The sequence below is a fragment of the Jeotgalibacillus marinus genome, assembly GCF_040801915.1.
Classification (GTDB): Bacteria; Bacillota; Bacilli; order Bacillales; family Jeotgalibacillaceae; genus Jeotgalibacillus; species Jeotgalibacillus marinus.
Genome location: NZ_JBFMIA010000011.1, coordinates 13222 through 38526 on the forward strand (window position 1 = coordinate 13222; position 25305 = coordinate 38526).

Here is a 25305-nt window from a genome sequence, read left to right on the forward strand (position 1 = left end):
CCTATTTTGATATCTAGGAGGACCCCATGATTCTAAATTGAAGGCAAGGCTACCAGTTATACGTCCACTTAATGAACTTGACGGTAAACGCCAATGACTTTACCTAGAATGCTAACGCTTTTTAAGATGATAGGTGCCATCGTTGAGTTCTCAGGCTGTAATCGAACATGGGTATGTTCTTTAAAGAATCGTTTGACTGTTGCTTCATTTTCTTCAGTCATGGCTACAACGATATCTCCATTGTTCGCCGATTGCTGTTGCTTCACAATGACATAATCGCCATTAAGAATTCCAGCTTCAATCATAGAATCACCCATGATCTCTAGCATAAAGACTGTGTCATCAGAAGAAGCTAGGCGTTCTGGAAGTGGAAAATACTCCTCCACATTTTCGATCGCGGTAATCGGTGAACCTGCAGTTACCTTACCAACAATAGGGACGTTTACAACACTTTGTGTAGGAATGCTATCTTCATCCAAGTTTAGAATTTCAATCGCTCTTGGTTTCGTTGGGTCACGGCGAATCAAGCCTTTGCTTTCCAGACGGGCTAGGTGACCATGAACGGTTGAGCTTGAAGCTAGTCCAACTGCCATTCCGATTTCACGAACTGAAGGTGGATAACCCTTATCGCGAACTTCGCGTTTAATGAATTCAAGAATATCAAGTTGCCTATTAGATAATTTTTTCATGGGAGCACCTCTCTTTTTGACTATCGAATTCTTATGTAATTATAGCATGAATTTTTTAAAAATACAAACATAAGTTCGAATTTTTAGCTTGATACAAAACGGATGTTCGGTATATAATATTAGCAATAATTGCGAACGTATATTCGTCATAGTCGTTTCAATATAGCTACTTTATGAAAAGATTCCTATGTTATTCTATTTATTGTTGTACATTTGCTTTTTGACTTTATCTAACTTTTTTTACGGATGATCGTGAGAACAGTTATCTACAAATAGTAGTGTAAGAATGGCACTTTCGATGAATTTATAAATGGATAATCTCTGAGAACAAGTTATTATCTATTCTATCAGTATAAGGAGAAAAGCTTATGTTGCCGACCTCTACTAAAGTTCAATTTATCTAGGATGGGATTCAGCGGGCTTCCGAAAAATAATAGTAGTAGTTTAGAGGTGTTAGAATGAACGTCGTAATCTATTGTCGCGTGAGTACAGATAAAAAATCCCAAGAAACGTCACTCGAACGTCAAGAAGAAGAACTGAGGGCATTAGCCCATCGAAATCAATTTAAGATAGTTGATACAATACGGGAGCAAGGAAGTGGATTTGATTTAGATCGTGATGGGGTTTTCGCATTACTTGAAACAGTACGAAGAGAAGAAGTGAATGGAATACTTATTCAAGATGAAACGCGTATTGGAAGAGGGAATGCTAAAATTGCGCTGATTCACACTTTAATGAAGGAAGATATCCGAATTTTCTCTGTTAGCCACGATGGTGAACTGGAGCTATCAGAATCAGATTCAATGATTCTACAGATTGTTAGTATGGTAGAAGAACACCAACGGAAAATTCATAATTTGAAAATCAAGAGAGGAATGAAACGTGCGGTTGAACGTGGATTTCGTCCCGAGAAAAACTTAAAAGATCGTGGGAACAAAGAAGGACGTGACAAAATCGTCGTGCCAATCGATGAAATTCTCCGATTGCGCAGAAATGGGTTAACCTTTCATGAAATTGCCGCTACGTTACGTGGTTTAGGTCATGATGTTTCCAAAGCAACAGTACATAGACGTTTTCGCGAATACATGGACAGGCAAATCGATACATAAAAAGCACATTTCTTGTCAGAGCAACACATTTTTAGTACGATACAATGTATTATAAACGTTGTAGTAGTTCTAGAAAGGGTGTTTTATATGTTATCAAATAAAAAAATGTCACGTATAAATGAATTATCGGCTAAAGCTAAAAGAGAAGGGTTATCAAAGGAAGAAACCGTTGAACAGCAAACCCTTCGCCAAGAATACTTGTCTGCCTTTCGTGGTTCAATGAAGCAAACTATTGAAAATGTTCGCGTCTTAGATCCAGAAGGTAAGGATGTCACACCAACGAAGCTTAAAGAAGTTCAAAAACGTAATCGCATGCATTAAACCTTTCGTACTTATATCGTGACAAAAATGCCATTCAACTGGCTTTTTTGTCGTGTATGGAAAAAAATTTTAGTTAATTATTTTGTAAGCGTTATCGTGTAGAGATGAATGCGGTTTTTTCCCAAGTGTGATTTATCCCAACAATGTCTAAGAAAAGGAATTTTATCGAGTTGTTTGTACATCTCTGCTTTTTTGCGTACAATAGATACGTATAATGATGATAGAGAGGATGTTTTGTATGTTTACATCAACGGATGATTTAGCGATTAGTACAGTACGCACACTTTCAATTGATGCGATTGACAAAGCCAATTCAGGCCACCCAGGTCTTCCAATGGGGGCTGCGCCATTTGCTTATACACTATGGACTCGTTTTATGAATCATAATCCGAAAAATCCAGATTGGTTTAACCGGGACCGCTTTGTCTTATCAGCTGGTCATGGATCAATGCTATTGTATAGCTTACTACACCTTTCAGGGTATGACTTACCAATGGAAGAAATTAAAAACTTTCGTCAATGGGGATCAAAAACCCCTGGACACCCTGAGTACAAACATACGGTTGGAGTAGAAGCGACAACTGGTCCACTTGGGCAAGGTCTTGGTATGGCTGTAGGGATGGCAATGGCAGAGCGTCATTTGTCAGCGAAATTCAATCGCGGAGAGCATAATGTGGTTGATCACTATACATATACACTATGTGGAGATGGCGACTTGATGGAAGGTGTTTCTTCTGAAGCAGCATCTTTGGCTGGTCACTTGAAATTGGACAAGCTTGTTGTGCTTTATGATTCTAACGACATTTCACTCGATGGTGATCTAGATCGTTCATTTTCAGAAAGTGTTCAAAAGCGTTTTGAGTCTTACAATTGGCAGTACATTCGTGTAAACGATGGCAATGATATTGGCGAAGTAGCTGATGCAATCAAACAGGCAAAAGCGGATTCAACACGTCCAACGATGATTGAAATTAAAACGGTGATTGGATATGGATCGCCAAACCGAGCGGGCACATCAAAGTCTCACGGTGCTCCACTTGGTACTGAAGAAACGACACTTGCCAAAAAAGAATATGAGTGGCTGTTTGAAGAAGCATTCCATGTACCGTCTGAAGTGTATGACCATTTCGAAGAACTTGTTCAACAAAACGGAGACAAGGAAGAAAAAGCGTGGAACGAACGTTTTGAAGCATACAAAAAAGCGTATCCTGAATTAGCAGAGGAGCTTTCAAACGCAATTTCTGGTACACTTCCTGCAGGATGGGAGATGTCACTTCCGTCATATAAAGAAGGAAAGAGTCTTGCAAGTCGTGCATCTTCTGGCGAAGCAGTTAATGCTCTAGCGAAATCTGTACCAACGTTATTCGGAGGGTCTGCTGACCTTGCTGGATCAAATAACACAATGATGAAAGAAGAAGATGATTTTACTCCTGAAACACCTGCTGGCCGTAACATTTGGTTTGGTGTTCGTGAATTTGCGATGGGTACTGCCTTAAACGGTATGGCGCTACATGGTGGAGTAAATGTGTATGGTGGAACGTTCTTTGTATTTAGCGATTACGTTCGTCCAGCTGTGCGTTTATCTGCATTGATGGGTGTGCCTGTCACGTACGTATTCACACATGACAGCATTGCTGTTGGTGAAGATGGTCCAACGCATGAGCCAGTTGAACAATTGACGTCACTACGTGCAATGCCGAATCTTTCTGTTGTACGTCCTGCTGATGGCAATGAAACCGCTGCAGCATGGAGACTTTCACTTGAAGCAACCGATCATCCGACTGCTCTTGTGTTAACACGTCAAAATTTAAACACATTACCTAATACAGACAAAACAGCTTATGAAGGCGTTAAAAAAGGTGCTTACGTCGTGTCACCAGCTAAAGGTGACAAGGCTGATGCTTTGATTTTAGCGACTGGTTCTGAAGTGAACCTTGCCTACGAAGCACAACAAGAGCTACGTAAAGAAAATATAGATGTAGCAGTTGTTTCAATGCCTTCATGGGATCGTTTTGAAAAGCAATCCAAAGAATATAAAGAGTCAGTTATTCCAAAAGATGTAAAGAAACGTCTTGGAATTGAAATGGCTTCTCCTTTAGGTTGGGAACGCTATACTGGCGATGAGGGCGATGTTCTCGGAATTACGACGTTTGGCGCATCTGCACCAGGTGGAACGGTTCTTGAAGAATACGGATTTAGCGTTAGTAATGTTGTTACTCGTGTGAAAGCATTGTTGTAACAAGATGAATAGAAAAGCTGAGGACACGTGTCTTCAGCTTTTTCTATGAAGAGGGGGCAAGAAAATGATTTCTTTGTCTGTAGTGGAAGATCGCTTGAGTCTTATCGATTTACTGTTACTAGCGGATGATGATCGTGTATCCGTTGAAAACTATTTGCAGCTGGGCACTCTTTATGCAATTGAGTGTCATGAAAAAGTGATTGGGGCTGTGTTACTGATTCATCACACAGATGCAATCACAGAGATCAAAAATATTGCTCTGCACCAAGAGCAACAAGGCAAGGGGATTGGCAGTCAAGTCATTGATGAAATTGTCAACATTGCACGTAAAACAGGATCAAAAATTTTAGAAGTGGGCACAGCCAATAGCAGTATCGGTAACTTAACTTTTTATCAAAAATGTGGTTTTCGTATGGTAGACATTAAACGTGATTATTTTGCTCATTACAAGCCAACTGTCGTTGAAAATGGTATTGTTGGGCTTGATCTTGTTCTTTTTCAAATGGATTTGAGACACGAGGACAAAGAATCTTCGTGAAACGCTTGCAATGGAAAGAAAACGTTGTATAATCTACTTTGTTCTTGTACACTTTTATAGAGAGAAATGATAGGAGGAAATGAAAGATGACTACTTGGCTTGCAATAGTGCTAATTGTTGTAGCATTGCTAGCGGGGGTTGCGCTTGGATTCTTCATCGCACGTAAATACATGATGACGTATCTGAAGAAAAACCCACCAATTAACGAGCAAATGCTTCGTATGATGATGATGCAAATGGGAATGAAACCATCCCAAAAGAAAATCAATCAAATGATGAGCGCGATGAATAAACAACAACCTAAATAAATGAGATCAGCACTTCCTTTGTGGAAGTGCTTTTTATTTTGCTTGGGTCATCTAGTTGTTGTATTAGCTGTTATTTTCTAAAATAAAAAATCTTCTCAATTTTCTTTAAAGTTGTTATGATATAGAGATTATCGAATGATTTTTTACATATTGTCAGTCTGATTAAGCAAAATTGTACAGAACGAAGGAAGGGGAGCCATGAGAGTTTTTGGTTATTTGATGTGGTTTTTTAAGCAAGAAAAGAAAGCGTATATCGTGGGGATTGGCTTATTGTTGATAGTTGCTATGTTGCAGCTTATTCCACCTTGGTTAATTGGTGTTGTGGTTGATTCCATTGATATGGGGTCACTCAATGGGCAGGATTTAGCTAAATGGATGGGAATATTGGCGCTATCAGCGCTTGCGATATATGTGCTGCAATATCTTTGGCGCGTGATGATTTTTGGCTCTGCTGTAAAGCTTAGCCGTCAAATGAGGGAGAGGTTGTACGCTCATTTTACACAAATGTCACCACAGTTTTATCAGAAAAGACGTGTGGGTGATTTGATGGCGCATGCTACAAATGATTTGTCGGCCATTCAACAAGCAGCGGGTGCTGGGGTTTTGACACTTGTTGATTCACTGGCAACGGGACTTTTTGTTATAGCAACAATAGCGATTATGATTGATGCAAAATTAACGTTCATCGCTCTTATACCGATGCCTCTTATGGCATTATTGACGAATTATTATGGGACGCTCCTTCATAAAAGATTTGGTGTCGCGCAAGCAGCTTTTTCTGATTTGAATGATAAAACGCAAGAAAGTATCTCAGGGATAAAAGTAATTAAAACGTTTGGTCAAGAAAAGGAAGACGTTGAGTCATTTAGGGAATTGTCGAGTGACGTTGTAGCGAAAAATGTGGCTGTGGCACGAATTGATTCACTTTTTGATCCAACGATATCATTTATTGTTGGGTCATCATTTTTCTTGTCGATTGTATTTGGTGGGCGAATGGTGATTGCAGAAGAGCTTTCAATTGGACAGTTGATTTCATTTACGACGTACCTTGGATTGTTAGTTTGGCCAATGTTAGCGTTTGGCTGGTTATTTAATATTGTCGAACGTGGACGTGCCTCATATGAGCGTGTTTCTCAATTGCTTAATCATCCTGTAGATATAAAGGAGAAAACGGGAGCAGTGGATGCGCAACCATCAGGTGATCTTGAAGTTGACATCATCGATTTTAAATTTCCTAATGATGAAGCCTCAGCTTTGCAAGACGTCTCATTTATATTAAAGCGTGGAGATACGCTTGGCATTGTTGGAAGAACGGGGGCAGGGAAAACAACGATCTTAAAATTATTGATGAGAGAATTTGATGGATATGATGGGCAAATCTTATTTGATCAACGTTCCATCAATGAGTATAAATTAAAAGCATTACGTGGATCTATTGGTTATGTGCCACAAGATCATTTCTTGTTTTCAGCTTCTATTCGCGAAAATGTGGCATTTACTGATCCGAGTGTATCGCAATCTGTCGTTGAATTATCGACAAAATCGGCGCATGTTCAAGAGGATATTTTAGGATTTAGAAATGGTTATGATACGGTCGTTGGAGAGCGTGGTGTATCTCTTTCAGGTGGACAAAAACAACGTATTTCGATTGCTCGAGCTTTATTAATGGACCCAGAAGTATTGTTGCTAGACGATTCGTTGTCTGCCGTTGATGCAAAAACAGAGGAAGCGATTCTTTCTTCATTAAAAGAAACACGAGAAGGCAAAACAACGATCATTACGTCGCACCGATTAAGTGCCGTACAGCATGCGGACTTGATTATTGTTTTAGACGAGGGAAAACTGGTTGAAAAAGGGACTCATGAAGAGTTGATGGAAAAGCAAGATTGGTACTATCGTATGTATGTGAGACAGCAGCTTGAGGTATTAGTGGAGCGAGGGGGGACACGTCATGATTGAAAAAAAACAGCCGTTATTGTCAGGACACGATCAGTGGAAAGCACTTACCCGGCTTTTAACCTATACTTCTCCCTTTAAAAAGCCAATCACCTTTGCCTTTGTCTTACTTCTTTTAATGACGATTGGGGATGTACTTGGACCAATCCTAATTAAAGTATTTATAGATGATTTCTTAACTCCACGATCTTTTCCTTTTGAACCACTTGTTGCTCTCGCTGCAACCTACATTGTCATTCAAGTTGGGAACGTTTTTATCATGTATTTTCAGCAGGTGAAATTTCAAGAAATTGCGCTGAAAATTATTCAACAACTTCGCGTGGATGCATTTTCACGTGTGCAGGCTCTTGGCATGCGTTATTTTGATCAAACGCCAGCTGGTTCCATTGTATCGCGTGTGACAAACGATACGGAAGCGATAAAGGAAATGTTTGTGAGTGTACTTGTTAGCTTTATTCAAAGTGCATTCTTGATTGTCGGGATTTTTATTGCGATGTTCATTTTAAATGCACGTCTAGCCCTCTTCTGTCTTGTTATTTTGCCAATCATTTTTATGATCATGAAAACATACCGTAAATATAGTTCGGTGTTTTATCAAGAGTTGCGCGAACGATTAAGTCAGCTCAATGCCAAGCTCGCTGAGTCCCTTTCGGGGATGGTGATGGTACAGGCATTTCGTCAGGAAAAACGCATGCAGGATGAATTTGGCGTAACGAATCAATATCATTACAATGCAGGCATGCGCAATATTAAAATCGATGGATTATTGTTACGACCTGCCATTAATTTGGTGTATATGTTGGCGTTATTGATTATTTTAAGTTTTTTTGGTATCACATCGTTTGATGCAGCTGGTGGTATTGAAATTGGTGTGCTGTATGCCTTTATCAACTATTTAGATCGATTTTTTGAGCCGATCAATCAAGTCATGCAGCGTTTATCTATTTTCCAACAAGCGATTGTTGCGGCATCGCGTGTGTTTAAATTGCTGGATGAAAAAGAGTTAGAGCCGCATCAACACCCCGAGTCGAGCCGTTCGCTTGAAGAAGGTGAAATTGAATTCCGAAATGTGACATTTTCGTATGATGGAAAGCAAGAGGTCTTGAAGAATATTTCATTTCGGGCAAAGCCTGGTGAAACGGTAGCGCTTGTTGGTCATACAGGGAGTGGGAAAAGTTCGATCATCAATTTGCTCATGCGTTTTTATGAATTTGAAAAGGGTGACATTTTGATTGATGGAGAGTCGATAAAGAAGTTTAAAAAAGAAGATCTTCGTGAAAAAATGGGGCTCGTGTTGCAGGATCCATTCTTGTTTTTTGGAACGGTTGCGAGTAACATTCGTTTGTATAATGAGGCATTAACGGATCAAGATGTACGTGAGGCAGCTGAATTTGTACAGGCTCATACATTTATTGGGAAATCACCTGATCAGTATGAGCAACGAGTCGTTGAACGAGGAGCGACATTGTCAAGCGGTCAACGTCAGCTTATTGCATTCGCGAGAACGATTGTAGCAAATCCTAAGGTGTTGATTTTGGACGAAGCGACAGCAAGTATTGATACCGAAACGGAAGAGGCCATTCAGGTTGCGTTAGAACGGATGCGAAAAGGGCGTACGACAATTGCGATCGCTCACCGTTTATCGACGATTCAAGATGCCGAACAAATATTAGTGCTGCATCACGGGGAAGTAGTCGAGCGTGGGACACACCAGGAGCTATTAACGCAACAAGGACTGTATCATAAAATGTATTTACTACAAAATGGTTTGCCACAAGGGTAAGAATTTGCGTAGGTCAGACTACAGGCACATAAAATAGAACATAATAGGACTTAAAGGACCACTCAAAAAAGACCCACTTTCATTTAGTCGGTCCAGCCACTTTAGCGCTATTCATAGATGTTTGTTGCCGCTTTGTTATTAGAAGGGGGTAAACGTTATGCTTTCATGTAGGTTGAACTTAAGTTTGGTAAGTCTTGTGTATACAAGCGGTCATATCGATTTAGTAAGTCATCAAGTTCTTGAGAATATTGTATAGCTAGTTGAGAGGCTAAACCTTCCTTGGCCACAACATAGATCAGGACTTGTCTTTTTTTTTCAATTTGATTAAGTAGTCCGCACTGGTCAGCCATATGGTTGTCCTTTCGATGAGAACATGATTGGCATCATAACTCATACAGTTTTTGTCATCCCTGTAACTTAGAGTCTAGTATACAAAAAAGTGTGGTAGATATCAAAGTATATATCACTTTTTTGAAATTTTTTTTACCCTAAAAATTTGTCTTTATGAGACATTCTGACATATGATTCCCGAGGCGTCGGGGTCTGTCACAAAAAGTTTGGATCTCATTTGGTGTATATTGCTAAAATGTTTGGTAGAATAATTAAGGCATACAATTGATTCGTACTATACTACGCACTACATAAGGGAGGCATAATAGTGGCCGATTTAAATTTATTTTTGGCATTTGGCGCTGGTTTTTTAAGTTTTATCTCGCCTTGTGTATTACCGCTGTATCCAGCATTTTTATCTTATATTACCGGGATGTCTGTGAAAGAGTTATCTCAAGACAATGCCATGCTTCAACGTAGAAGCTTGTTGCATACGCTCTTTTTCTTACTGGGATTTTCGTTAATCTTTATTGCTTTAGGCTTTTCAACGACATGGATGTATGATTTCTTTTATGGAAATCAAAATCTAATTCGACAAGTAGGAGCGATCCTGATTGTTGTCTTTGGTCTATTGATTGTAGGAATGTTCAAACCAGAATTTATGATGAGAGAACGTCGCTTTGAATTTAAAAACCGACCTTCAGGATATTTGGGATCATCGTTGATTGGACTAGCTTTTGCAGCGGGTTGGACGCCGTGTATGGGACCGATTTTAGCGGCAGTTGTGGCAATGGCAGCAACTAATCCTGGATCTGGTATGATCTACATGATCGCCTATTTCCTTGGATTTGCCCTTCCGTTTTTCGTTTTATCCTTTTTCCTGAGTCGAATGGGCTGGATCAAGCGTTACAGTGCTCAGATGACTAAAATTGGTGGTTGGATTATGATTGGAATGGGAGTATTGTTGTTTTTTGATGGAATGACGCTAATTATCCGTTGGCTTTCACCGATATTCGGAGATTTCCAAGGTTTTTGAGAAATCTACAATGAGTATTGCAGGTCTTTTGGATTAGGTGTATAGTAATTTTATACTCCAAGATAAGGATGAGAACAATGCCGAATTTACTAATTGTGGATGATGCGAAATTTATGAGAATGACATTGAAAAATATGCTGAACAACTCGATTTACAACATCGTTGGAGAAGCTGAAAATGGGGAAGAAGCGATCGAACAATATCGTAGCCTTCAACCAGACCTTGTCACAATGGACATTACTATGCCCGTTATGGACGGATTGAGTGCAGCGAAAGCTATTCTAGGTGAATTTCCAGATGCGAAAATCATTATGTGTTCGGCAATGGGGCAACAACAAATGGTCATTGAAGCTATTGAAGCCGGAGCAAAAGATTTTATCGTCAAACCTTTTGATGGAGGTCGAGTCATTGATTCGATAAATCGTGTTTGTAAAATGTAATAAAGCACGCTAGCCGATTCTTTTAAAGAATCGGTTTTTTAAATGCTCAAATTAATGGGTCAAATCATTCATCAACCTTTTTTACAAACGTGTCGAAGTCCTATATAATAGCTTTATTAAGTTAAAGAGGTGGAGTTCGCATGCCAGTCATTTTGTCCACAATTGCCGCCGTGATTATGGGATTAGTCGTCCTAATGATACGAATGAAAGCTGCAAAACGACCTGTATCAGCTAAAAAAATTATTTTGCCCCCATTGTTTATGAGTACGGGAGCATTAATGTTCATCTTTCCATATTTCCACGTTACTCCACTTGAAGTGGCAGAAGCACTTCTAGTTGGCATGATTTTTTCAGTTTTGTTAATTAAGACAACTAAATTTGAAGTGCGCGATGAAGGAATTTACATGAAAACATCAAAAGCATTTCCATTTATATTAATGGGATTGCTTGTGGTTCGCGTGATTATGAAGCTTATCTTAAGCTCAACGATTGATGTTGGGGCATTGAGCGGGATGTTTTGGATCTTAGCATTTGGCATGATTGTACCTTGGCGAATTGCGATGTATCTTCAATATCGCAAATTGAGCCTAAAAGAATCAAGCGAAAGATCACAGTTCGCATAAGAAAAAGCAATCTCCAAGGATGTGAGATTGCTTTTTCTTATGCGAATAAATCTTCGTAAGGGTTCAAATCAATATTTAAATCGTCCATTTTTTTACGCAAAAATTTATGATCTCGTTTTGGAGTTGCAGTAATGTAACCGCGTATGATAAGGTCTAAATCAATGGAATTCGCTTGTTCTTTCAATGCGAGTTCGCCAATTTTCCCGGCGATTTTTTGTCTAGCGATATCACGGAAAAGTTCTGGAACTGGACTCACTAAATCTTCTAAAAGCGAAAGCTCACGATCCTGCCACAGGTGCCTTGATTCTCTTACATAATGTTCTTCCCAATCCAAATCAGATTTGCCATCTTGCTTTGGCATTCGTTTGAGGAACTTTCGGAACATAAAAAACCCGCCGATCGCAAAAAGTGTGACGAGTACGACAATCCAAACTAAAATAAACCATAAAAACCAACCTTCAAGCATTTTATCCACCTCAAATTTTTGTCCATTATTGATGCTTTCATTATAAAGGACAAGGCGGATATCGGCAAGAAATGGTTAAGGATAAGATGTAAGGCTTTCTACATATAAAAGGGAGGACATAAAAATGTTACTTTTACCCTTAGGTTTAGTCTTTTAAGTTGGAGTCGTTTTGTTCATTATTACATTAATATTGAAGAAGAAAAGCCTTAATTCTTCATATAACAATCTACCAGGAATTACAGGATTAGTTATCGGAATAGCCTTGTTCTTAATCGGATTTTTGATTGTTAGAGGTTTTGAAGGTGCAGCATATGGATTGTTCACAGCTCCTATTTTGATTATTTCTATACAGGCAATTATTTTGGGGAACAGGTCGAGATCGTTATCATGGATATGAGACCGTCCTTCAAGTCAGCTGTTAAATAAGCTCTTAATAACCCGGTCTTTGTGGCTGACCGATTTCATTTCGTTCGTTATATCTATTGGGTATTAGTTCGTGTTCGTAGGCTTATTCAGTCTTCTTGGCATGATTATGATCGTAAGAAAGTTAGAAGAGGCGTTATGTATTCCACAAAGCATCCCACAAATTAACGGAAGAAGATCAGTGGTCTTTGCAGCGTTATCTAGGGTTTTCGGATGAGCTTAAGTAAGCGTATTAAAAGAAACCTTTTCAAACTGGTTTTATAAAGCCAAAGAAAAGGTACTTCACTTGTATTTGCTTTTGCACACTTAATAAGGTCGCAATCGTTCTGACCGAAAATGAGTTCTGCAACATAATATATACCCAAATGAAAAAATAAATAAGCTTGGAGAAATTTCTCCAAGCTTAATCTTGATGTGAAGTGTAAGCGAATTAATTTGTGCATATTTTGTGATTGAATGTGTTTTTTACTGTTATGCACCTAACAAAAGAAGCTGTTATTACTTTGTTAGGTCCCTTAATGGTGTCTTCACCGTGACGAATGTATTACTTGATTTGTTTGTAGCCGAGGGAAACGAGCTGATGTAAATTCTCGCGACGAATGTTATAGAAATGTTTGTCGTCCGCCGTCACCGTTACATAGTCCTCCATCTGCTTTTCCGCTTCGTCAACAAATACACCTTCAACTTCACGCATGCAGCGTCCCTCCTTTCATTGTATCTCTATATTATCAGAAAATTTTTAAAAATGAATCGGTCAAAAGTATGAATTTTCTATACTTTCTATTCTATAATAATTTTTTCTCCACAGGGTGACTATTCGTCCGACTTTTTGCGATATGGAAGTGAGAAATTATTTCTCAACTTTTCATATACAAAGGAGCGAATGAACCATGATGTGGTTAAACAAATTTCAATCATTTAAATCAAAGGAAGAATTAACCTTGCTGTGGAACAACAGTTAAAAGAAAAACACGTATCACAAACTATTCAAGCCAAGCCTCCTCACGCTACTTAATGATGCAGCCTCCATTTATGATTATTACGGGATTTTATTGCGAGCAAAAGTGTCGATTCAATAATCTATGCTAATAGAAAATCGTCCAGAACCATTTAATGAAGTTTGGCATTCAACGATTTTCCAAGCGAAGCAAGGGCAGTTGAAATCGTTAAAGAAGTATTTATACCGTGCGTTTCAACAAGCCACACTCACAGCTGTAAGGCAAGAAAAACCTATTTTTAATTGGCTTGAATCATAAGGGTGGACTTGCGATACAGGAGGTGAAGGGGGAGAATGACCATGTTCCAAAATTTAAGAGGGGTGCTGTGGCCAAATTTATCTCATTGGTATCACCACAACTTAAATGAGAGGCAGGATAGAGGCATTAATTGGCTAAATGTTTGTAATGAAGTAAGGGTTGTCTTTAAATTTGTACTTTCAAAATTAGAAAAGAACCAATGAGACAAATATGCATGCCTTTGTCTCGTTGGTTTTTGATAGGAAAAGGTCGTCACCTATCGATGCAATGTGTTGTGATAATGTAAGACATAATGAGTTAATATCCATCAAAACCATCTTCATCTATCGAGTAATTATTGATTTTTTTTACGTTTCTTATTGTTTTGTTTTTGTGCCTCAGTAAGTGGTTCATTGGCAATTTCTTCGTTATATCCAGCCCCTGTACCTTGAGCACTTGCTGCATTCATTCCAGGAATGATATGTTTTGCTTTTCTTTTTACCATAGGGAACCCTCCATATGTTTAGTGATATCCGTTCTGTCCATTTGCTGAGCTGGAAGTTTTATGTTGTGGTTTTTGTTTACTTTTTTGTTTTGTTCCACCGTCTTTTTTCTGTTTATTCGTGCTCACTACAATCACCTCCCAAGGTTATTTTTATTCTTTCCTTTTACAAAAAAAGCATCCTAGAAAATCTAGGATGCGAATAGTGCAAATGATTTTAATAAAAATTTAGCAAAAAGGATATTATATCTTTACATTCAAACTAAATTTGGACAAATAAATCTAAATTTTTACCTTCATAAGAAAGACAACGAAAAACCTTAAGTTAGAAATAGTTCATACTCATTGCCTCACGTATCTCTTGCATTGTTTCTTTTGCTACAAGTTGTGCTTTTTCTGTACCTGACATAAGAATTTCATAGACCATTTTTGGATTATTTTGATACACTATTCTTCGTTCCCTCATTGGTTCAAGGAAATCGTTGATACTTTGAGCGATTTTTAGCTTGCATTCCATACATCCGATTTGCCCCTTTTTACAGCTTTCATAAATTTCATCGGAGCCTTCTTTACGAAAGGTTTGATGATATGCATAGATTGGACAAATGTCAGGATGACCGATATCCATTTTGTGAACTCGAGCAGGATCAGTTGTCGCTTTTTTAATCTTCTCATTGACCTCTTCTTGGGTGGAATCCAAATGAATGGCATTTCCAAGGCTTTTACTCATTTTATTGTTTCCATCTAATCCGATAAGCCGTGGAACATCCCCGATGAGTGGTTTTGGTTCCAATAACACAGGTTTATAAAGTTGGTTAAATCGACGCACGATTTTCCTTGTTTGTTCAATATGAGGAAGTTGATCCTCACCTATAGGAACCAACGTCGCCTTACAAAAGGTAATATCTGCTGTCTGACTTACAGGATAGCCAAGGAATCCGTAATACATATCTTGAAAGCCACGTTCCTTAGCTTCCGATTTAATCGTGGGATTATGGCGTAATGAATTCACCGTCACAAACATGGAAAAATAAGTGGTTAACTCAGCAATCTCTGGAATCAAAGATTGAACAAAAATCGTTGCCTTATCAGGGTTAATTCCTGCGGATAAATAGTCTAAGGCCACATTGCGTAAGTTTTGCTCGATCAACTCTGGTTTTTCAAAGTGAGTAGTCAGTGCTTGAACGTCTGCTAGTAATAAGTATGTTTCATATTGATTTTGCAACTCCACTCGGTTTTTTAAGCTCCCAACGTAATGTCCAAGGTGAAGTTTTCCTGTAATCCGATCTCCTGTTAATATACGCTCTTTCATTTATGATCCTCCTAATAATTTTTCTTCTATGATTTAAACTTGAGATCCACCAGTCATCATCCATGGACATCACCCCCTTTAAGAAATACAAAAAACCTCGCCCAGTAAAGGACGAGGTTAACGTGGTACCACCTTTTTAAATCGCAACAAGCGATTCGCTCTAAAGTACAGTAAGAGTAGAAAATCCTTACGATACTCCTCTCTTGAAAACGGGAAGAGAATCCCGGCAACGCCTACTCATTGTTCAGCGAGCGATTCAGAAGCCCATTCGATATCAGGTGAGGATCGGTTCACAGCAACCACCGACTCTCTGAACCTCATAACTGATACGTACTTGTTCTTCTTCTACATCGTTAATCCGTTCATGTTTTAATTTATTTTATAATAAACGGAAATGGTCAAAAAATCAAATGACATAACTTGCAAAAGGAGGGAACAGTTTATGGTCCCTTATTATGGTCAAACTTGGATCTTATGCAAGGCAGGACAAGGTCTCAAACTTAAAGAAATCGGAAGCATAGAAAAAACTATATTTATATTGGATTACGTTTTAAATAAATCGCTGCGTCGTCGTGTACAACGAGGAATAAATAAAGGAGAGACCATGAATGTCTTAGAAGCATTCGTTTAATTAGAATCTTCTAATGATCGTGCCATTTCATCACCAAAGTTGTTTAAAACGAATTCCTGCTCTTCAGATTCACTCATTATTTCATAAGCTTCACCAATTGTTCCATCTTGGTAACCCCAGAAGTAGTTATGGTCTTCGACTACGGTGTCAAACTCTTCATTCTTCCATCCTGTAGCAATCTTTAATAAGTCATCTTTCAAGTCAAAATTGCTGTTAAAAATAATATCATAAACCTTTTCAATCGTATCTGGAATCAATGGAATTGCTCCCCATTTTTCTGTTGCTTTCACTTTTTGGTGTACCATTTTGTGCATCACATCAATAACATCCTCTTGGGTTGAATCATTATCAATCCCAATATCATATTGTATTACATCGATCTTCATTGTCTGCTCAGTTTCTTCGGATTCCGCACCTTTCACCACTTCAGATTGGACTTTTGCTTGTTCCTGTTTCTTACTATTCTCGCGAGAAAGGTCTAAGCCTACATACATTCCTATCCCAGCGGCAGCTATTACAGCGACAGTAATTAGAGTTATAATCATTTTTTTCATAAAAGTCCTCCAATTCTAATGTTTTTTATCAGACTGAAATTTCGTGATTGTAACGTTAAAAAAGTGTGTACCATCCTTATTGACTAATTGAATTTTTTAAATTACACTGTTTGCCTTTGTTGGTTTTGTTTTGGTTCTTACTTTCACTTCGACACTGTAGAGATGTATTCCTTTTTTTATGCCTAAAAAACCTTGTCACACAAGGGCTGAGGTGTATAAATTCATTCAATAAATAGATTGCAAAAAACGACCATAAGTTCCATAATGAGTCTGTCGAAAGTCTCATCCATCCATTCCCTCGGTTTACTATATTCTCTTACATTCGAGTTTCATCTTTCTTTTGATATAATAACTAACAATGATCGTAGAAAAGAGGAGTCGTTTCATGAAATTTATTCATACAGCCGATTGGCATTTAGGGAAACTTGTCCATGGTGTATATATGACAGAAGATCAAAAACAAGTCATTAAAGAACTAATTGATATTTTAATAGAAGAGCAACCGGATGCACTTGTTATAGCGGGTGACCTTTATGATCGTTCTGTGCCCCCAACAGATGCTGTTAATCTATTAAATGATACATTGCATACAATAAATGTCGACATGAATATCCCGATTGTAGCAATTTCAGGAAATCATGACAGCTCAGAGCGTCTATCTTTTGGTGCATCTTGGTATCGTAAATCTAATCTTTATATGACTGGTAAATGGTTGCCAAATCAACAACCGGTTGAAATAAAAGGTGTCAGGTTTCATCCTGTTCCATTTTCAGATCCAGGTCCAATTCGCGAGGTATTGCAACAGAAGGATCTTACTTCGCACCATGATGCAATGAAAGCAGTTGTTGAAAAGATCGTCGAAAAGATGGATTTGTCTGTGCCGAATGTGTTTGTAGGACATGCGTTTGTTTTAGGCGGTTCAACTAGTGATTCTGAGCGGACGTTATCAGTTGGAGGATCAGGATGTGTTGGAGGAGAGCTATTCTTACCCTTCACCTACACAGCTCTTGGTCACCTCCATAGTCCTGATGCAATCAAACACGACACCATTCACTATTCAGGGTCTCTGATGAAGTATTCATTTTCCGAAGCAAAGCAGCGAAAAATAGTGAAAGTCGTTGAGATCAATGAAGAGGGTGCTGTAACGGTCACAGAAAAACCATTAAAAGCTGAACGTGACATGCGTGAAATCAAAGGTTATCTACAGGAACTGATGGATGAAGAGTTTTATCGTACGCAAAAACGAGACGATTTTTTAAAAATTACGTTGCTTGATGATGGAGCGCTTATCGATCCAATGAATCAATTGAGACAAATTTATCCGAACGTATTGCATCTAGAGAGAAAATTAGCGCTTCGAGATCAATCTAAACGAACGACAGCCTCATTGGACGCACGTGAAGGAAAAACGGATATTGATCTATTTAAAGAATTTTATGATCAAGTCACGACAAGTGATTGGTCATTACAAAAAGAAAATAAGCTGACGACCGTTTTGCAGCATGTCAGAAATAAGGAGGATCAATCATGAAGCCGATTACGTTAACGATGCAAGCGTTTGGACCTTATGCAAACATTGAACATATTAACTTTCGTATGCTAGAAAACCGTACAATGTTCGTTATTTCTGGAAAAACAGGTTCAGGAAAAACGACCATTTTTGATGGCATTGCTTTTGCTATCTATGGTCGTACGAGCGGGGAAGAACGTACAGGTACAGACTTACGCAGCCAATTTGCGAACGCTTCCGTGTTGACGGAAGTAACACTTCAATTTAGTTTGAAAAATCGCCACTATAAAATCATTCGCTCGCCCCAACAAGAAAAACAAAAAACACGTGGAGATGGATTTACAACCATCAATACAAAAGCAGAACTATATCAACTCGATAATGGTGAAGAACGCCTGCTTGCGGGAAATGTGAGAGAGGTTGACGAAAAAATCCGCTCGTTAATGCAACTTGATTTCCATCAATTCAAGCAAATTCTCATGATTCCACAAGGTGAATTTCGCAAGCTATTAACATCTGATAGTAAAGATAAAGAACAAATTCTTCAAAAGCTTTTTCATACGGAACTATTTAAAAATGTTCAAGACCATTTGAAAGAAAAAGCAGGTCATCTTGAACGACAAGTGGGGCAATCGAGAATGGAACGTTTAAAGTGGATTGGATCGATCGACCCACTCGACCATGAAAAGTTAAAAAACCTTCTAACAGCTGACTCGATTCATGAAGAAATGGTTTTATCACTAGCGAAGAACTTAGTAGCAACTCAAAAAGAAGAAAAAAAACAGCTCAGCAAGGAATTAGCGACTGAACGAACAAAACGAGACCAATTAATGAAAGAAATGGAGAGAGCCATCTATATTGATGAAGCGTTTGTGCAGCTTGCACGATTGAAAGAAGAGGTTCAAGAACTGACACAACAGCAACAACAAATAAATGAACAAAAAGAACGCATTGTCGTTGCTAAGCAAGCAGAAAAACTCTGGCCGGTTAGAAATGAGCTTAACGAGAAAAAGCGAGTTTTAGAAGAGCGAGTTCGAGAGATCAAATCTTTTGAAAAAGCACTGGATAAAGCAACATCAGACCTTGTATCCGCAAATCAAGCGGATCAAAAGCTTGAACAACGAAGAGAAGAGAATGAATTACTTCAACAAGAACTTCATGATGTATTGGCTCTTGAAGACAAAATAACTGAGCGAAAATCATTCGAACAATCTTTAACAAAGATTACCCAACAAGGAATGGTTGAAAAAAAGTCACTCAATCATATGGAAGAACAGCTCAAAACCACGCAGCAAGAAATTTCTATGCTAGATAAAGAACTTTCACAATTAAATGATTCTAAACTGCAATCATATGAAGAAAAAGATCAATTACAGTCCAAACGCTATGTCCTTCAATTAATTGAGCGAGCTCTCCGGATAAACAGTCAACTTAGACAATGGACAGACCGGATTGTCTTACTGAAGGAAGAAAACATTCAAACAGAAAACCAAGTGAAAGAAGCGAATGAAGAGAAAAAAGAGATTGAACGCCAATTTTACTCTTCACAAGCTGTCATACTTTCGCGTCAATTACACCAAGATGAACCTTGCCCCGTTTGTGGATCAAGCCATCATCCAAATAAGGCCACGGGTGACGATCATCATGTGTCGGAACAGGAATTAGCTATCGCTGCTGAGAAGTGGCAACTAGCTTTATCTGACCGTGAAAAAGGACTTGTTGAATTAAACCAAGCAAGCGAGCGTTTGAAAGAAATCAATTTAGAAAAAAGTCAAATGACAGTAGAGCTTGAGTCAATTCTTGGTGAATTCGAATGGACGAGATTGGATCAAATTAAATTGTCAGTGGGCGAAGAAATCGTTCAAAAAGAACAAATCATACGTAAGATGGATCAAGATACAGCAAGAGCGAAGCAATCTCTTGCAAAAAAAGACTCGCTCGTAAAATCACTCGAACAGCTTACGGTCCAGTTTAATAATCAAACGATAAATGTACAACAAAAGCGTGACCAATTTGTCGAGGCACAAACGAATTTAAATCGACTAAGCGGAGAGATCCCTAATGAATATTTGGATGAGGTACATTACCAAAAGAAAATCCAAGAATTAAAAAACCTAATCTCAAGCTTTGAAGCACAAAAGAAACAAGCAGAAGAACAAGCATCTCATTTAAAAGAACACCATCAAACCATTTCAAACCGATTAGACCAAACACGAGAAGAGCGGGACAAGGAACAACACAGACTCGCTGAAATACAAACAAAATGGCATCAATCATTGGAAGAGTCGGCGTTTGAAGACGAACAACACTTAATAGAATCAAGAATTAGCGAACTCGAACTTGCCCAAAATGAACATCATGTTCAGCAATTTGAACAACAATTTTATTCGACGAAGCAACAGATGAACACCAAGGAAAAAGAACTCGAAAACATAGAGAAAGCTGATCGAACGTTGCTCAATGAACAACTGAAGAAAATAGATGAAATATTGCAGAACATAGAGACAAATCATCATAAAGTCACATCGTATATTGAACGCCATGAATCACTGTTAGATCGAATTGAAGAAAATGCTCGTGCAACGGCCACTCTTGAAGAAGAATATTCACTGGTGGGTCACTTAGCTGATATGGCAAACGGTAAAAACCATTTACGGTTAACGTTTGAACGATACGTCTTGGCATTTTATTTAGAAGATATCTTATTCATCGCAAACGACAGGTTAAGCAAAATGACCTCTGGACGTTATCAACTTTTAAGAAAAGAGGACAAGTCTAAAGGCAATGTTCAAGGTGGACTCGAATTACTTATATTTGATCAATACACGGGGCAACAGCGCCATGTCAAGACTTTGTCAGGAGGAGAGGCGTTTAAGGCATCTTTGTCTCTCGCTTTAGGACTTGCTGAGGTTGTTCAATCGCATGCAGGTGGAGTATCGCTTGAAACGATGTTTATCGATGAAGGATTTGGTACACTTGACCCTGAATCACTTGATCAAGCTATCGAGTCACTTATGGATATTCAAAGCAGTGGAAGACTGGTTGGAGTAATCTCACACGTACCTGAACTAAAGGAACGCATTGATGCGAGACTTGAAGTGGAATCCACACAACAAGGCAGTACGACAGCGTTTTATTTCACTTCATAGAGTCGATGTCACAAAATCTACATGTTCCTCCGCTTTGATCCGTTGTGATTATGTCGTCGTTTATGTACAATTAGGTGGCTAGATCAAGAACGAGTATTGAATGGAGGACATACATATGAAAAAACGCATAATTATTGCAATGATGGCAGTTATTACAATAATCTTAGCGGCTTGTTCGAGTGGGTTCGAAGGGAACATGAACCGTGAATTAGGAGACTTTTCTTATACTAATCAACAACATGAAACAGTGACACTAGATGATATCAAAGGAACACCGACGTTAGTTAATTTTATCTTTACAAATTGTGACACGGTTTGCCCACCAATGACCTATAATATGTCTCAAGTTCAAGCTGAAATTGAAAGCGCAGGAATTGAAGACTATCAGATCGTCTCTTTTAGTGTGGACCCTGAAAATGATACGCCAGAAGCATTACAAGAGTTTATGAGTGCCTATGAGATGAATGAAGACAAGTGGAATTTCTTAACAGGTTACAGCCAGAAAGAGATTATAGAAATTGCACTGGATTCATTTCAACAGATCGTTGCTGATGATCCTACAACAGATCAAGTCGTACATCAAACATTCTTTTATTTAATAAACAAAGATGGAACCGTTGTGAAAAGTTACGACGGGATTACTGATGTTCCAACAGATGAAATCGTGTCAGATTTAAAAACTGTGGCTAAAGAATAGTAAATAGTACAGAAATAAGAAGGTCCTACGCTATTGTAGAAATTTGTCGAGATGACAACGACTCCCACTACAAAGGTTTTATAACATTGTAGTGGGAGTCGTTGTGTCGTCAAAGTGAAAAAAGAGGCGAGGGTTGTTGTCTTCTTTCGCTTTATTTATTTTTCAATTGGAACTTATCACCAGTACAAGCCATTTTCAGAAGTTTTTCGTATGAAAGCCAAACGTATCAAGTTGATGATGTTGAATTTTTCAAAGCTCGGTCTTTTGAAGATGTTCATACACTGTCGTTTGGACAACGAGATATTGACGGCGTGCAGACGTTTTTAGGATTCACAACGAATTTCACGCAGAAAGCAATGGAAGGAAAGGTGACGAACACATGCGAAAAAAAGAATGGGTGTTATTATCAACCATGTCTTTTATTATGATGACGAGTGTCACGGTTATTGTAGTCGAGTTTGTATCACCACCTTCTCCTGACATTCAAGAAATTCAAGAAGAAATGGAACCGAGTGAATTTGATCAAGAAGTTCCTCAAGAAGCAGAGCAATCGAGTGAAGGAAATCAAGAAACAGAACAAAATCAGTTAAATGATGAGGAATCAGTTAACGATCATTCCTCTCAAAGTGAACAACCAAAACCTGATACACAAAATCAACAACTAGAAAACGTTGAGGAAGAAACAGAACTAAATGCTGAAACCCGTGTGAATGAAATGTATCAACATCAAGACCACGAAGAACGAGATCAATCAATTGAAGAATTGTACCCACCAAACCTTCCCCAGACTCCTGATAATCCTACAGTTGAGATTGATAAAGAAGAATAAGTAGGTTCACGTGAATGTATAATCAAGTCATTTATGAACACCATATAAAAAACGAAAAAATTTCTTCCTTCAATTGTTGTTTATCGTTGTCGTTCTTTTTCCTAGCAGTTTTTAAACGAGGTAAAGTTTCAATTATTGAATGATCACGTTTCAGTCATCAAGTAAGACTTTAGTCTCGTATTACCCTCATTCGTCTACACTGACTTGATGATTTTTCTTTTCAGGATACGCCCCTTGTTGTTTTCTCGATTGCCAAAATGTTTACGGGTTAATCTTGTATTTTTTGCTCATTTTTGTGTTCCAAAGAGATAATTTACTCACAACATAAGGAGAAAATAATGAAAAAGATTTCGAATGTATTTTGGATTACGATTACCATGTTGCTTGCAGCAACAGTGTATGCGGTTGTAGCACCTAGTAGTTTTGAACAAGTAACGGCAAACATACAAGCATTTATTACATCCTCTTTTGGGTGGTATTACTTAATATTAGTAACAGCTATGGTTATTTTCTGTATCGTTCTTGCTTTGACCCCAATTGGACAAATTCGTCTGGGTAAACCAGATGAACGTCCAGAATATTCAACAGCGTCATGGTTTGCGATGCTATTTAGTGCAGGAATGGGGATTGGACTTGTATTTTGGGGCGCGAGTGAGCCAGTGCTTCACTTTGCATCTAATCCACCGCTTGCCGAAGCAGGTAGTGATCAAGCACTTAGCGACTCGATGCAGTATTCGTTTTTCCATTGGGGCCTTCATGCATGGGCCATTTACGCAGTTGTTGCCTTAGCACTAGCCTATTTTAAATTCCGTAAGGGTGAGCCAGGACTAATCTCAGCTACGCTTGTACCGTTATTTGGTAAAAAAATGCGTGGCGGTTGGGGAGTCGCTGTGGATGTACTAGCTGTATTTGCTACCGTAATAGGGGTGGCAACTACGCTTGGCTTTGGTGCCATTCAAATCAATGGTGGATTGTCATACTTATTTGGTATTGACATTAGTTTTCCATGGCAACTTGGTATCATTGTGGTAGTGACGGTCCTATTTATGATTTCAGCTTGGTCTGGAATTAGTAAAGGGATTCGTTATTTATCAAACACAAATATGGTGCTAGCCCTTATTTTGATGGTGATCATGTTAATTATTGGACCAACCATGTTGATTTTGAATTTATTTACAAATTCTTTAGGTGCTTATGCGCAAAATTTAGTAGAAATGAGTTTCCGAATTGCGCCACTTGATGAAGAAAACCGTTCATGGATTGATGGGTGGACGATCTTCTATTGGGCTTGGTGGATTTCTTGGTCACCATTTGTAGGGATCTTTATTGCACGTGTTTCACGTGGACGAACCATTCGTGAATTTATGGCAGGGGTGCTGTTGCTACCGTCACTTTTAGGCTTTTTCTGGTTCTCTGTATTTGGTTCAAGTGCGATCGATGTGCAAAAATCGGGCATTGATTTAACAGGCCTTTTAACAGAGGAAGTACTATTCGCTGTCTTTAACGAATATCAATTTGGTGTGATTCTATCTGTCCTTGCGATTTTGTTAATCACTACGTTCTTTATCACATCTGCCGATTCGGCAACATATGTCTTAGGAATGCAGACAACGAATGGTTCATTGACACCATCTAATGCAGTGCAATTGACATGGGGGCTAGCATTATCAACGGTTGCTGTGATCTTGCTTTCTGCAAATGGTTTGCAGGCACTTCAAAATGCCTTAATTGTCGCCGCCTTCCCGTTCTCGTTTATCATCTTACTCATGATGATCTCGACCTATAAGTCGTTGAATCAAGAGCGAAAAGATCTCGATCTTTAAGCTAACGCCTAAACGCCGTGATATTTGATACGATATTAAACAAATATTAGAAAAGACTAAATAAGAAAACATCCCTTTCTACATTAGGAAGGGATGTTTCTTTTTTATGATATTTTTTAGGCTGTACGCCTATATTATGGACGTTAGCCTGGTTCTTGTGGTGGACATGGTGAATGAATATAGAGACATCAACAGGAGAAATCCTAAAAATGAATTCCGTTAACCGTGTGAATCTCTAGCCTGCACAATTCATCATCAGCTACAGATGCTTCTACGGTTGATTTAGTGACTTTTTTACCAACGAGTGTAATAGCTTGTTGTAGACCAGTTGTCGAATCGAATTTGATAGTTTCTGTAGTGTTCCCATTCTTAGATTCCAATGTGACTTCAGCCTCGCAAGTGTCAGAACCGGGGAGGAATTCCACATTTATAAAAACAGGTTGAGGTTCTATGTTCTCATAAATGATATTGGTTGAATCATTTGATGTTAGCGCTATCTCGTCAGTGGTGGCGTCGTTAGGTTGCGTTAGGTTCTTAAAACTAAAACCAAAAATTAACGCGGAGGCTATTCCAAGGAGTAACAGTCCTCCAAGCAAGATGACAACAATAACGTTACACCAACATGATTTTTGCTTATGGCATTGACTCAAAATTTACACCCCCAAACCAATCGAATACAGTTAGTGTATTCATAAATATATTAATCGGTCTTTGTTGTGGTTATTCTCTTTTTTTTATACTGTTTGGTTCCATAACTTAAGAGTTATGCAACTGCACACATACCCCGCTCATCTTTATTAAG

At 38.5% G+C, this 25305-nt stretch carries 26 protein-coding genes, 1 pseudogene and 1 other annotated feature; of the genes and pseudogenes, 19 read left to right on the forward strand and 8 right to left on the reverse strand.

The features are described from left to right. Positions 1-68: 68 nt before the first annotated feature. The gene (gene lexA, locus AB1471_RS11870) at positions 69-689 is read right to left on the reverse strand and encodes a transcriptional repressor LexA (protein WP_367779982.1); all 621 of its coding nucleotides are present in this window, start codon (positions 687-689) and stop codon (positions 69-71) included. Between the two features lie 458 nt (positions 690-1147). Here lexA and AB1471_RS11875 point away from each other — a divergent pair, with 458 nt between their 5' ends. The 7 genes from AB1471_RS11875 (at position 1148) to AB1471_RS11905 (ending at position 8943) form a co-directional block, all read left to right on the forward strand. After that, positions 1148-1798: a YneB family resolvase-like protein gene (locus AB1471_RS11875; protein WP_367779983.1), complete on the forward strand. Its 651-nt coding sequence runs from the start codon at positions 1148-1150 to the stop codon at positions 1796-1798. Between the two features lie 87 nt (positions 1799-1885). After that, on the forward strand, positions 1886-2119 hold the full coding sequence (locus tag AB1471_RS11880) for a DUF896 domain-containing protein (RefSeq protein ID WP_367779984.1): 234 nt from the start codon (positions 1886-1888) through the stop codon (positions 2117-2119). A gap of 238 nt (positions 2120-2357) precedes the next feature. Next, positions 2358-4358: a transketolase gene (gene tkt, locus AB1471_RS11885; protein ID WP_367779985.1), complete on the forward strand. Its 2001-nt coding sequence runs from the start codon at positions 2358-2360 to the stop codon at positions 4356-4358. Positions 4359-4422: 64 nt separating this feature from the next. Next, positions 4423-4896, forward strand: coding sequence for a GNAT family N-acetyltransferase (locus tag AB1471_RS11890; protein WP_367779986.1), 474 nt, complete (start codon positions 4423-4425; stop codon positions 4894-4896). An 86-nt stretch (positions 4897-4982) separates the two neighbouring features. Further along, positions 4983-5204 (forward strand): YneF family protein, encoded by a 222-nt coding sequence (locus AB1471_RS11895; protein WP_367779987.1) that lies wholly within the window; start codon positions 4983-4985, stop codon positions 5202-5204. A 198-nt stretch (positions 5205-5402) separates the two neighbouring features. Then, positions 5403-7163 carry an ABC transporter transmembrane domain-containing protein gene (locus AB1471_RS11900; RefSeq protein WP_367779988.1) on the forward strand — a complete coding sequence of 587 codons (1761 nt, stop codon included), beginning with the start codon at positions 5403-5405 and terminating at the stop codon, positions 7161-7163. After that, on the forward strand, positions 7156-8943 hold the full coding sequence (locus tag AB1471_RS11905; protein ID WP_367779989.1) for an ABC transporter ATP-binding protein: 1788 nt from the start codon (positions 7156-7158) through the stop codon (positions 8941-8943). The genes AB1471_RS11900 and AB1471_RS11905 overlap by 8 nt, the downstream gene beginning before the upstream one ends. Before the next feature lie 155 nt (positions 8944-9098). Here AB1471_RS11905 and AB1471_RS11910 read toward each other — a convergent pair whose 3' ends face one another. Beyond that, positions 9099-9293, reverse strand: coding sequence for a Spo0E family sporulation regulatory protein-aspartic acid phosphatase (locus AB1471_RS11910; protein WP_367779990.1), 195 nt, complete (start codon positions 9291-9293; stop codon positions 9099-9101). A gap of 305 nt (positions 9294-9598) precedes the next feature. Between AB1471_RS11910 and AB1471_RS11915 the strand changes: the two genes are divergently transcribed. The 3 genes from AB1471_RS11915 to AB1471_RS11925 all read left to right on the forward strand — a co-directional run bounded on the left by AB1471_RS11915 (position 9599) and on the right by AB1471_RS11925 (position 11372). Then, positions 9599-10309, forward strand: a complete 711-nt coding sequence (locus AB1471_RS11915) for a cytochrome c biogenesis CcdA family protein (protein ID WP_367780053.1) — start codon at positions 9599-9601, stop codon at positions 10307-10309. A gap of 77 nt (positions 10310-10386) precedes the next feature. After that, positions 10387-10749, forward strand: coding sequence for a response regulator (locus tag AB1471_RS11920; RefSeq protein ID WP_367779991.1), 363 nt, complete (start codon positions 10387-10389; stop codon positions 10747-10749). A 140-nt stretch (positions 10750-10889) separates the two neighbouring features. Further along, on the forward strand, positions 10890-11372 hold the full coding sequence (locus AB1471_RS11925; RefSeq protein ID WP_367779992.1) for a CcdC family protein: 483 nt from the start codon (positions 10890-10892) through the stop codon (positions 11370-11372). Positions 11373-11409: 37 nt separating this feature from the next. Here AB1471_RS11925 and AB1471_RS11930 read toward each other — a convergent pair whose 3' ends face one another. Next, a complete protein-coding gene (locus AB1471_RS11930; protein ID WP_367779993.1) occupies positions 11410-11838 on the reverse strand; it encodes a DUF2621 domain-containing protein in 429 nt (142 codons plus the stop codon). Positions 11839-12028: 190 nt separating this feature from the next. Between AB1471_RS11930 and AB1471_RS11935 the strand changes: the two genes are divergently transcribed. Together AB1471_RS11935 and AB1471_RS11940 are read left to right on the forward strand one after the other, a co-directional pair. Next, entirely contained in the window at positions 12029-12235 is a 207-nt protein-coding gene (locus tag AB1471_RS11935; protein WP_437342367.1) for a YesK family protein, read from the forward strand. A 50-nt stretch (positions 12236-12285) separates the two neighbouring features. Then, a complete protein-coding gene (locus tag AB1471_RS11940; protein WP_437342366.1) occupies positions 12286-12429 on the forward strand; it encodes a transposase in 144 nt (47 codons plus the stop codon). 376 nt (positions 12430-12805) lie between these two features. On the opposite strand, the gene AB1471_RS11945 is transcribed toward AB1471_RS11940, so the two are convergent. Continuing rightward, positions 12806-12955: a hypothetical protein gene (locus AB1471_RS11945; RefSeq protein WP_367779995.1), complete on the reverse strand. Its 150-nt coding sequence runs from the start codon at positions 12953-12955 to the stop codon at positions 12806-12808. Between the two features lie 388 nt (positions 12956-13343). On the opposite strand from AB1471_RS11945, the gene AB1471_RS11950 reads away from it, so the two are divergent. Beyond that, positions 13344-13517, forward strand: a complete 174-nt coding sequence (locus tag AB1471_RS11950; RefSeq protein WP_367779996.1) for a hypothetical protein — start codon at positions 13344-13346, stop codon at positions 13515-13517. A gap of 334 nt (positions 13518-13851) precedes the next feature. On the opposite strand, the gene sspO is transcribed toward AB1471_RS11950, so the two are convergent. Both sspO and trpS read right to left on the reverse strand, forming a co-directional pair. After that, entirely contained in the window at positions 13852-14001 is a 150-nt protein-coding gene (gene sspO / locus AB1471_RS11955; RefSeq protein WP_367779997.1) for a small acid-soluble spore protein SspO, read from the reverse strand. Between the two features lie 322 nt (positions 14002-14323). Further along, positions 14324-15310 (reverse strand): tryptophan--tRNA ligase, encoded by a 987-nt coding sequence (gene trpS, locus AB1471_RS11960; RefSeq protein WP_367779998.1) that lies wholly within the window; start codon positions 15308-15310, stop codon positions 14324-14326. A gap of 104 nt (positions 15311-15414) precedes the next feature. After that, positions 15415-15667, reverse strand: a binding site (T-box leader). An 89-nt stretch (positions 15668-15756) separates the two neighbouring features. On the opposite strand from trpS, the pseudogene AB1471_RS11965 reads away from it, so the two are divergent. Next, positions 15757-15926 (forward strand): annotated as a pseudogene (locus AB1471_RS11965) (Tn3 family transposase); the annotation flags it as partial. A gap of 11 nt (positions 15927-15937) precedes the next feature. On the opposite strand, the gene AB1471_RS11970 reads toward AB1471_RS11965, so the two are convergent. Continuing rightward, positions 15938-16495, reverse strand: a complete 558-nt coding sequence (locus AB1471_RS11970) for a DUF6241 domain-containing protein (RefSeq protein ID WP_367779999.1) — start codon at positions 16493-16495, stop codon at positions 15938-15940. Positions 16496-16880: 385 nt separating this feature from the next. Between AB1471_RS11970 and AB1471_RS11975 the strand changes: the two genes are divergently transcribed. The 5 genes from AB1471_RS11975 to AB1471_RS11995 all read left to right on the forward strand — a co-directional run bounded on the left by AB1471_RS11975 (position 16881) and on the right by AB1471_RS11995 (position 24503). Then, positions 16881-18026, forward strand: coding sequence for an exonuclease SbcCD subunit D (locus AB1471_RS11975; protein ID WP_367780000.1), 1146 nt, complete (start codon positions 16881-16883; stop codon positions 18024-18026). Beyond that, positions 18023-21154: an AAA family ATPase gene (locus AB1471_RS11980; RefSeq protein WP_367780001.1), complete on the forward strand. Its 3132-nt coding sequence runs from the start codon at positions 18023-18025 to the stop codon at positions 21152-21154. The genes AB1471_RS11975 and AB1471_RS11980 overlap by 4 nt, the downstream gene beginning before the upstream one ends. A gap of 115 nt (positions 21155-21269) precedes the next feature. After that, positions 21270-21851 (forward strand): SCO family protein, encoded by a 582-nt coding sequence (locus AB1471_RS11985; RefSeq protein WP_367780002.1) that lies wholly within the window; start codon positions 21270-21272, stop codon positions 21849-21851. Between the two features lie 379 nt (positions 21852-22230). Then, positions 22231-22680, forward strand: a complete 450-nt coding sequence (locus AB1471_RS11990) for a hypothetical protein (protein ID WP_367780003.1) — start codon at positions 22231-22233, stop codon at positions 22678-22680. A gap of 338 nt (positions 22681-23018) precedes the next feature. Beyond that, the gene (locus AB1471_RS11995) at positions 23019-24503 is read left to right on the forward strand and encodes a glycine betaine uptake BCCT transporter (protein ID WP_367780004.1); all 1485 of its coding nucleotides are present in this window, start codon (positions 23019-23021) and stop codon (positions 24501-24503) included. A 203-nt stretch (positions 24504-24706) separates the two neighbouring features. Here the strand turns inward: AB1471_RS11995 and AB1471_RS12000 are convergent, their stop codons facing one another. Next, entirely contained in the window at positions 24707-25153 is a 447-nt protein-coding gene (locus AB1471_RS12000; protein WP_367780005.1) for a hypothetical protein, read from the reverse strand. Between the last annotated feature and the right edge of the window lie 152 nt (positions 25154-25305).

Bases quoted from the DNA above. Each gene is read 5' to 3' on its own strand.
- AB1471_RS11920 (WP_367779991.1), top strand. From the start codon at position 10,387: ATGCCGAATTTACTAATTGTGGATGATGCGAAATTTATGAGAATGACA.
- AB1471_RS11900 (WP_367779988.1), top strand. From the start codon at position 5,403: ATGAGAGTTTTTGGTTATTTGATGTGGTTTTTTAAGCAAGAAAAGAAA.
- AB1471_RS11905 (WP_367779989.1), top strand. From the start codon at position 7,156: ATGATTGAAAAAAAACAGCCGTTATTGTCAGGACACGATCAGTGGAAA.
- AB1471_RS11910 (WP_367779990.1), bottom strand. From the start codon at position 9,293: ATGGCTGACCAGTGCGGACTACTTAATCAAATTGAAAAAAAAAGACAA.
- AB1471_RS11980 (WP_367780001.1), top strand. From the start codon at position 18,023: ATGAAGCCGATTACGTTAACGATGCAAGCGTTTGGACCTTATGCAAAC.
- AB1471_RS11875 (WP_367779983.1), top strand. From the start codon at position 1,148: ATGAACGTCGTAATCTATTGTCGCGTGAGTACAGATAAAAAATCCCAA.
- trpS (WP_367779998.1), bottom strand. From the start codon at position 15,310: ATGAAAGAGCGTATATTAACAGGAGATCGGATTACAGGAAAACTTCAC.
- AB1471_RS11995 (WP_367780004.1), top strand. From the start codon at position 23,019: ATGAAAAAGATTTCGAATGTATTTTGGATTACGATTACCATGTTGCTT.
- AB1471_RS11990 (WP_367780003.1), top strand. From the start codon at position 22,231: ATGCGAAAAAAAGAATGGGTGTTATTATCAACCATGTCTTTTATTATG.
- AB1471_RS11970 (WP_367779999.1), bottom strand. From the start codon at position 16,495: ATGAAAAAAATGATTATAACTCTAATTACTGTCGCTGTAATAGCTGCC.
- AB1471_RS11925 (WP_367779992.1), top strand. From the start codon at position 10,890: ATGCCAGTCATTTTGTCCACAATTGCCGCCGTGATTATGGGATTAGTC.
- sspO (WP_367779997.1), bottom strand. From the start codon at position 14,001: ATGGTAAAAAGAAAAGCAAAACATATCATTCCTGGAATGAATGCAGCA.
- AB1471_RS11985 (WP_367780002.1), top strand. From the start codon at position 21,270: ATGAAAAAACGCATAATTATTGCAATGATGGCAGTTATTACAATAATC.
- AB1471_RS11890 (WP_367779986.1), top strand. From the start codon at position 4,423: ATGATTTCTTTGTCTGTAGTGGAAGATCGCTTGAGTCTTATCGATTTA.
- AB1471_RS11895 (WP_367779987.1), top strand. From the start codon at position 4,983: ATGACTACTTGGCTTGCAATAGTGCTAATTGTTGTAGCATTGCTAGCG.
- AB1471_RS11930 (WP_367779993.1), bottom strand. From the start codon at position 11,838: ATGCTTGAAGGTTGGTTTTTATGGTTTATTTTAGTTTGGATTGTCGTA.
- lexA (WP_367779982.1), bottom strand. From the start codon at position 689: ATGAAAAAATTATCTAATAGGCAACTTGATATTCTTGAATTCATTAAA.
- AB1471_RS11945 (WP_367779995.1), bottom strand. From the start codon at position 12,955: ATGCGTGAAGTTGAAGGTGTATTTGTTGACGAAGCGGAAAAGCAGATG.
- AB1471_RS11950 (WP_367779996.1), top strand. From the start codon at position 13,344: ATGCTAATAGAAAATCGTCCAGAACCATTTAATGAAGTTTGGCATTCA.
- AB1471_RS11880 (WP_367779984.1), top strand. From the start codon at position 1,886: ATGTTATCAAATAAAAAAATGTCACGTATAAATGAATTATCGGCTAAA.
- tkt (WP_367779985.1), top strand. From the start codon at position 2,358: ATGTTTACATCAACGGATGATTTAGCGATTAGTACAGTACGCACACTT.
- AB1471_RS11975 (WP_367780000.1), top strand. From the start codon at position 16,881: ATGAAATTTATTCATACAGCCGATTGGCATTTAGGGAAACTTGTCCAT.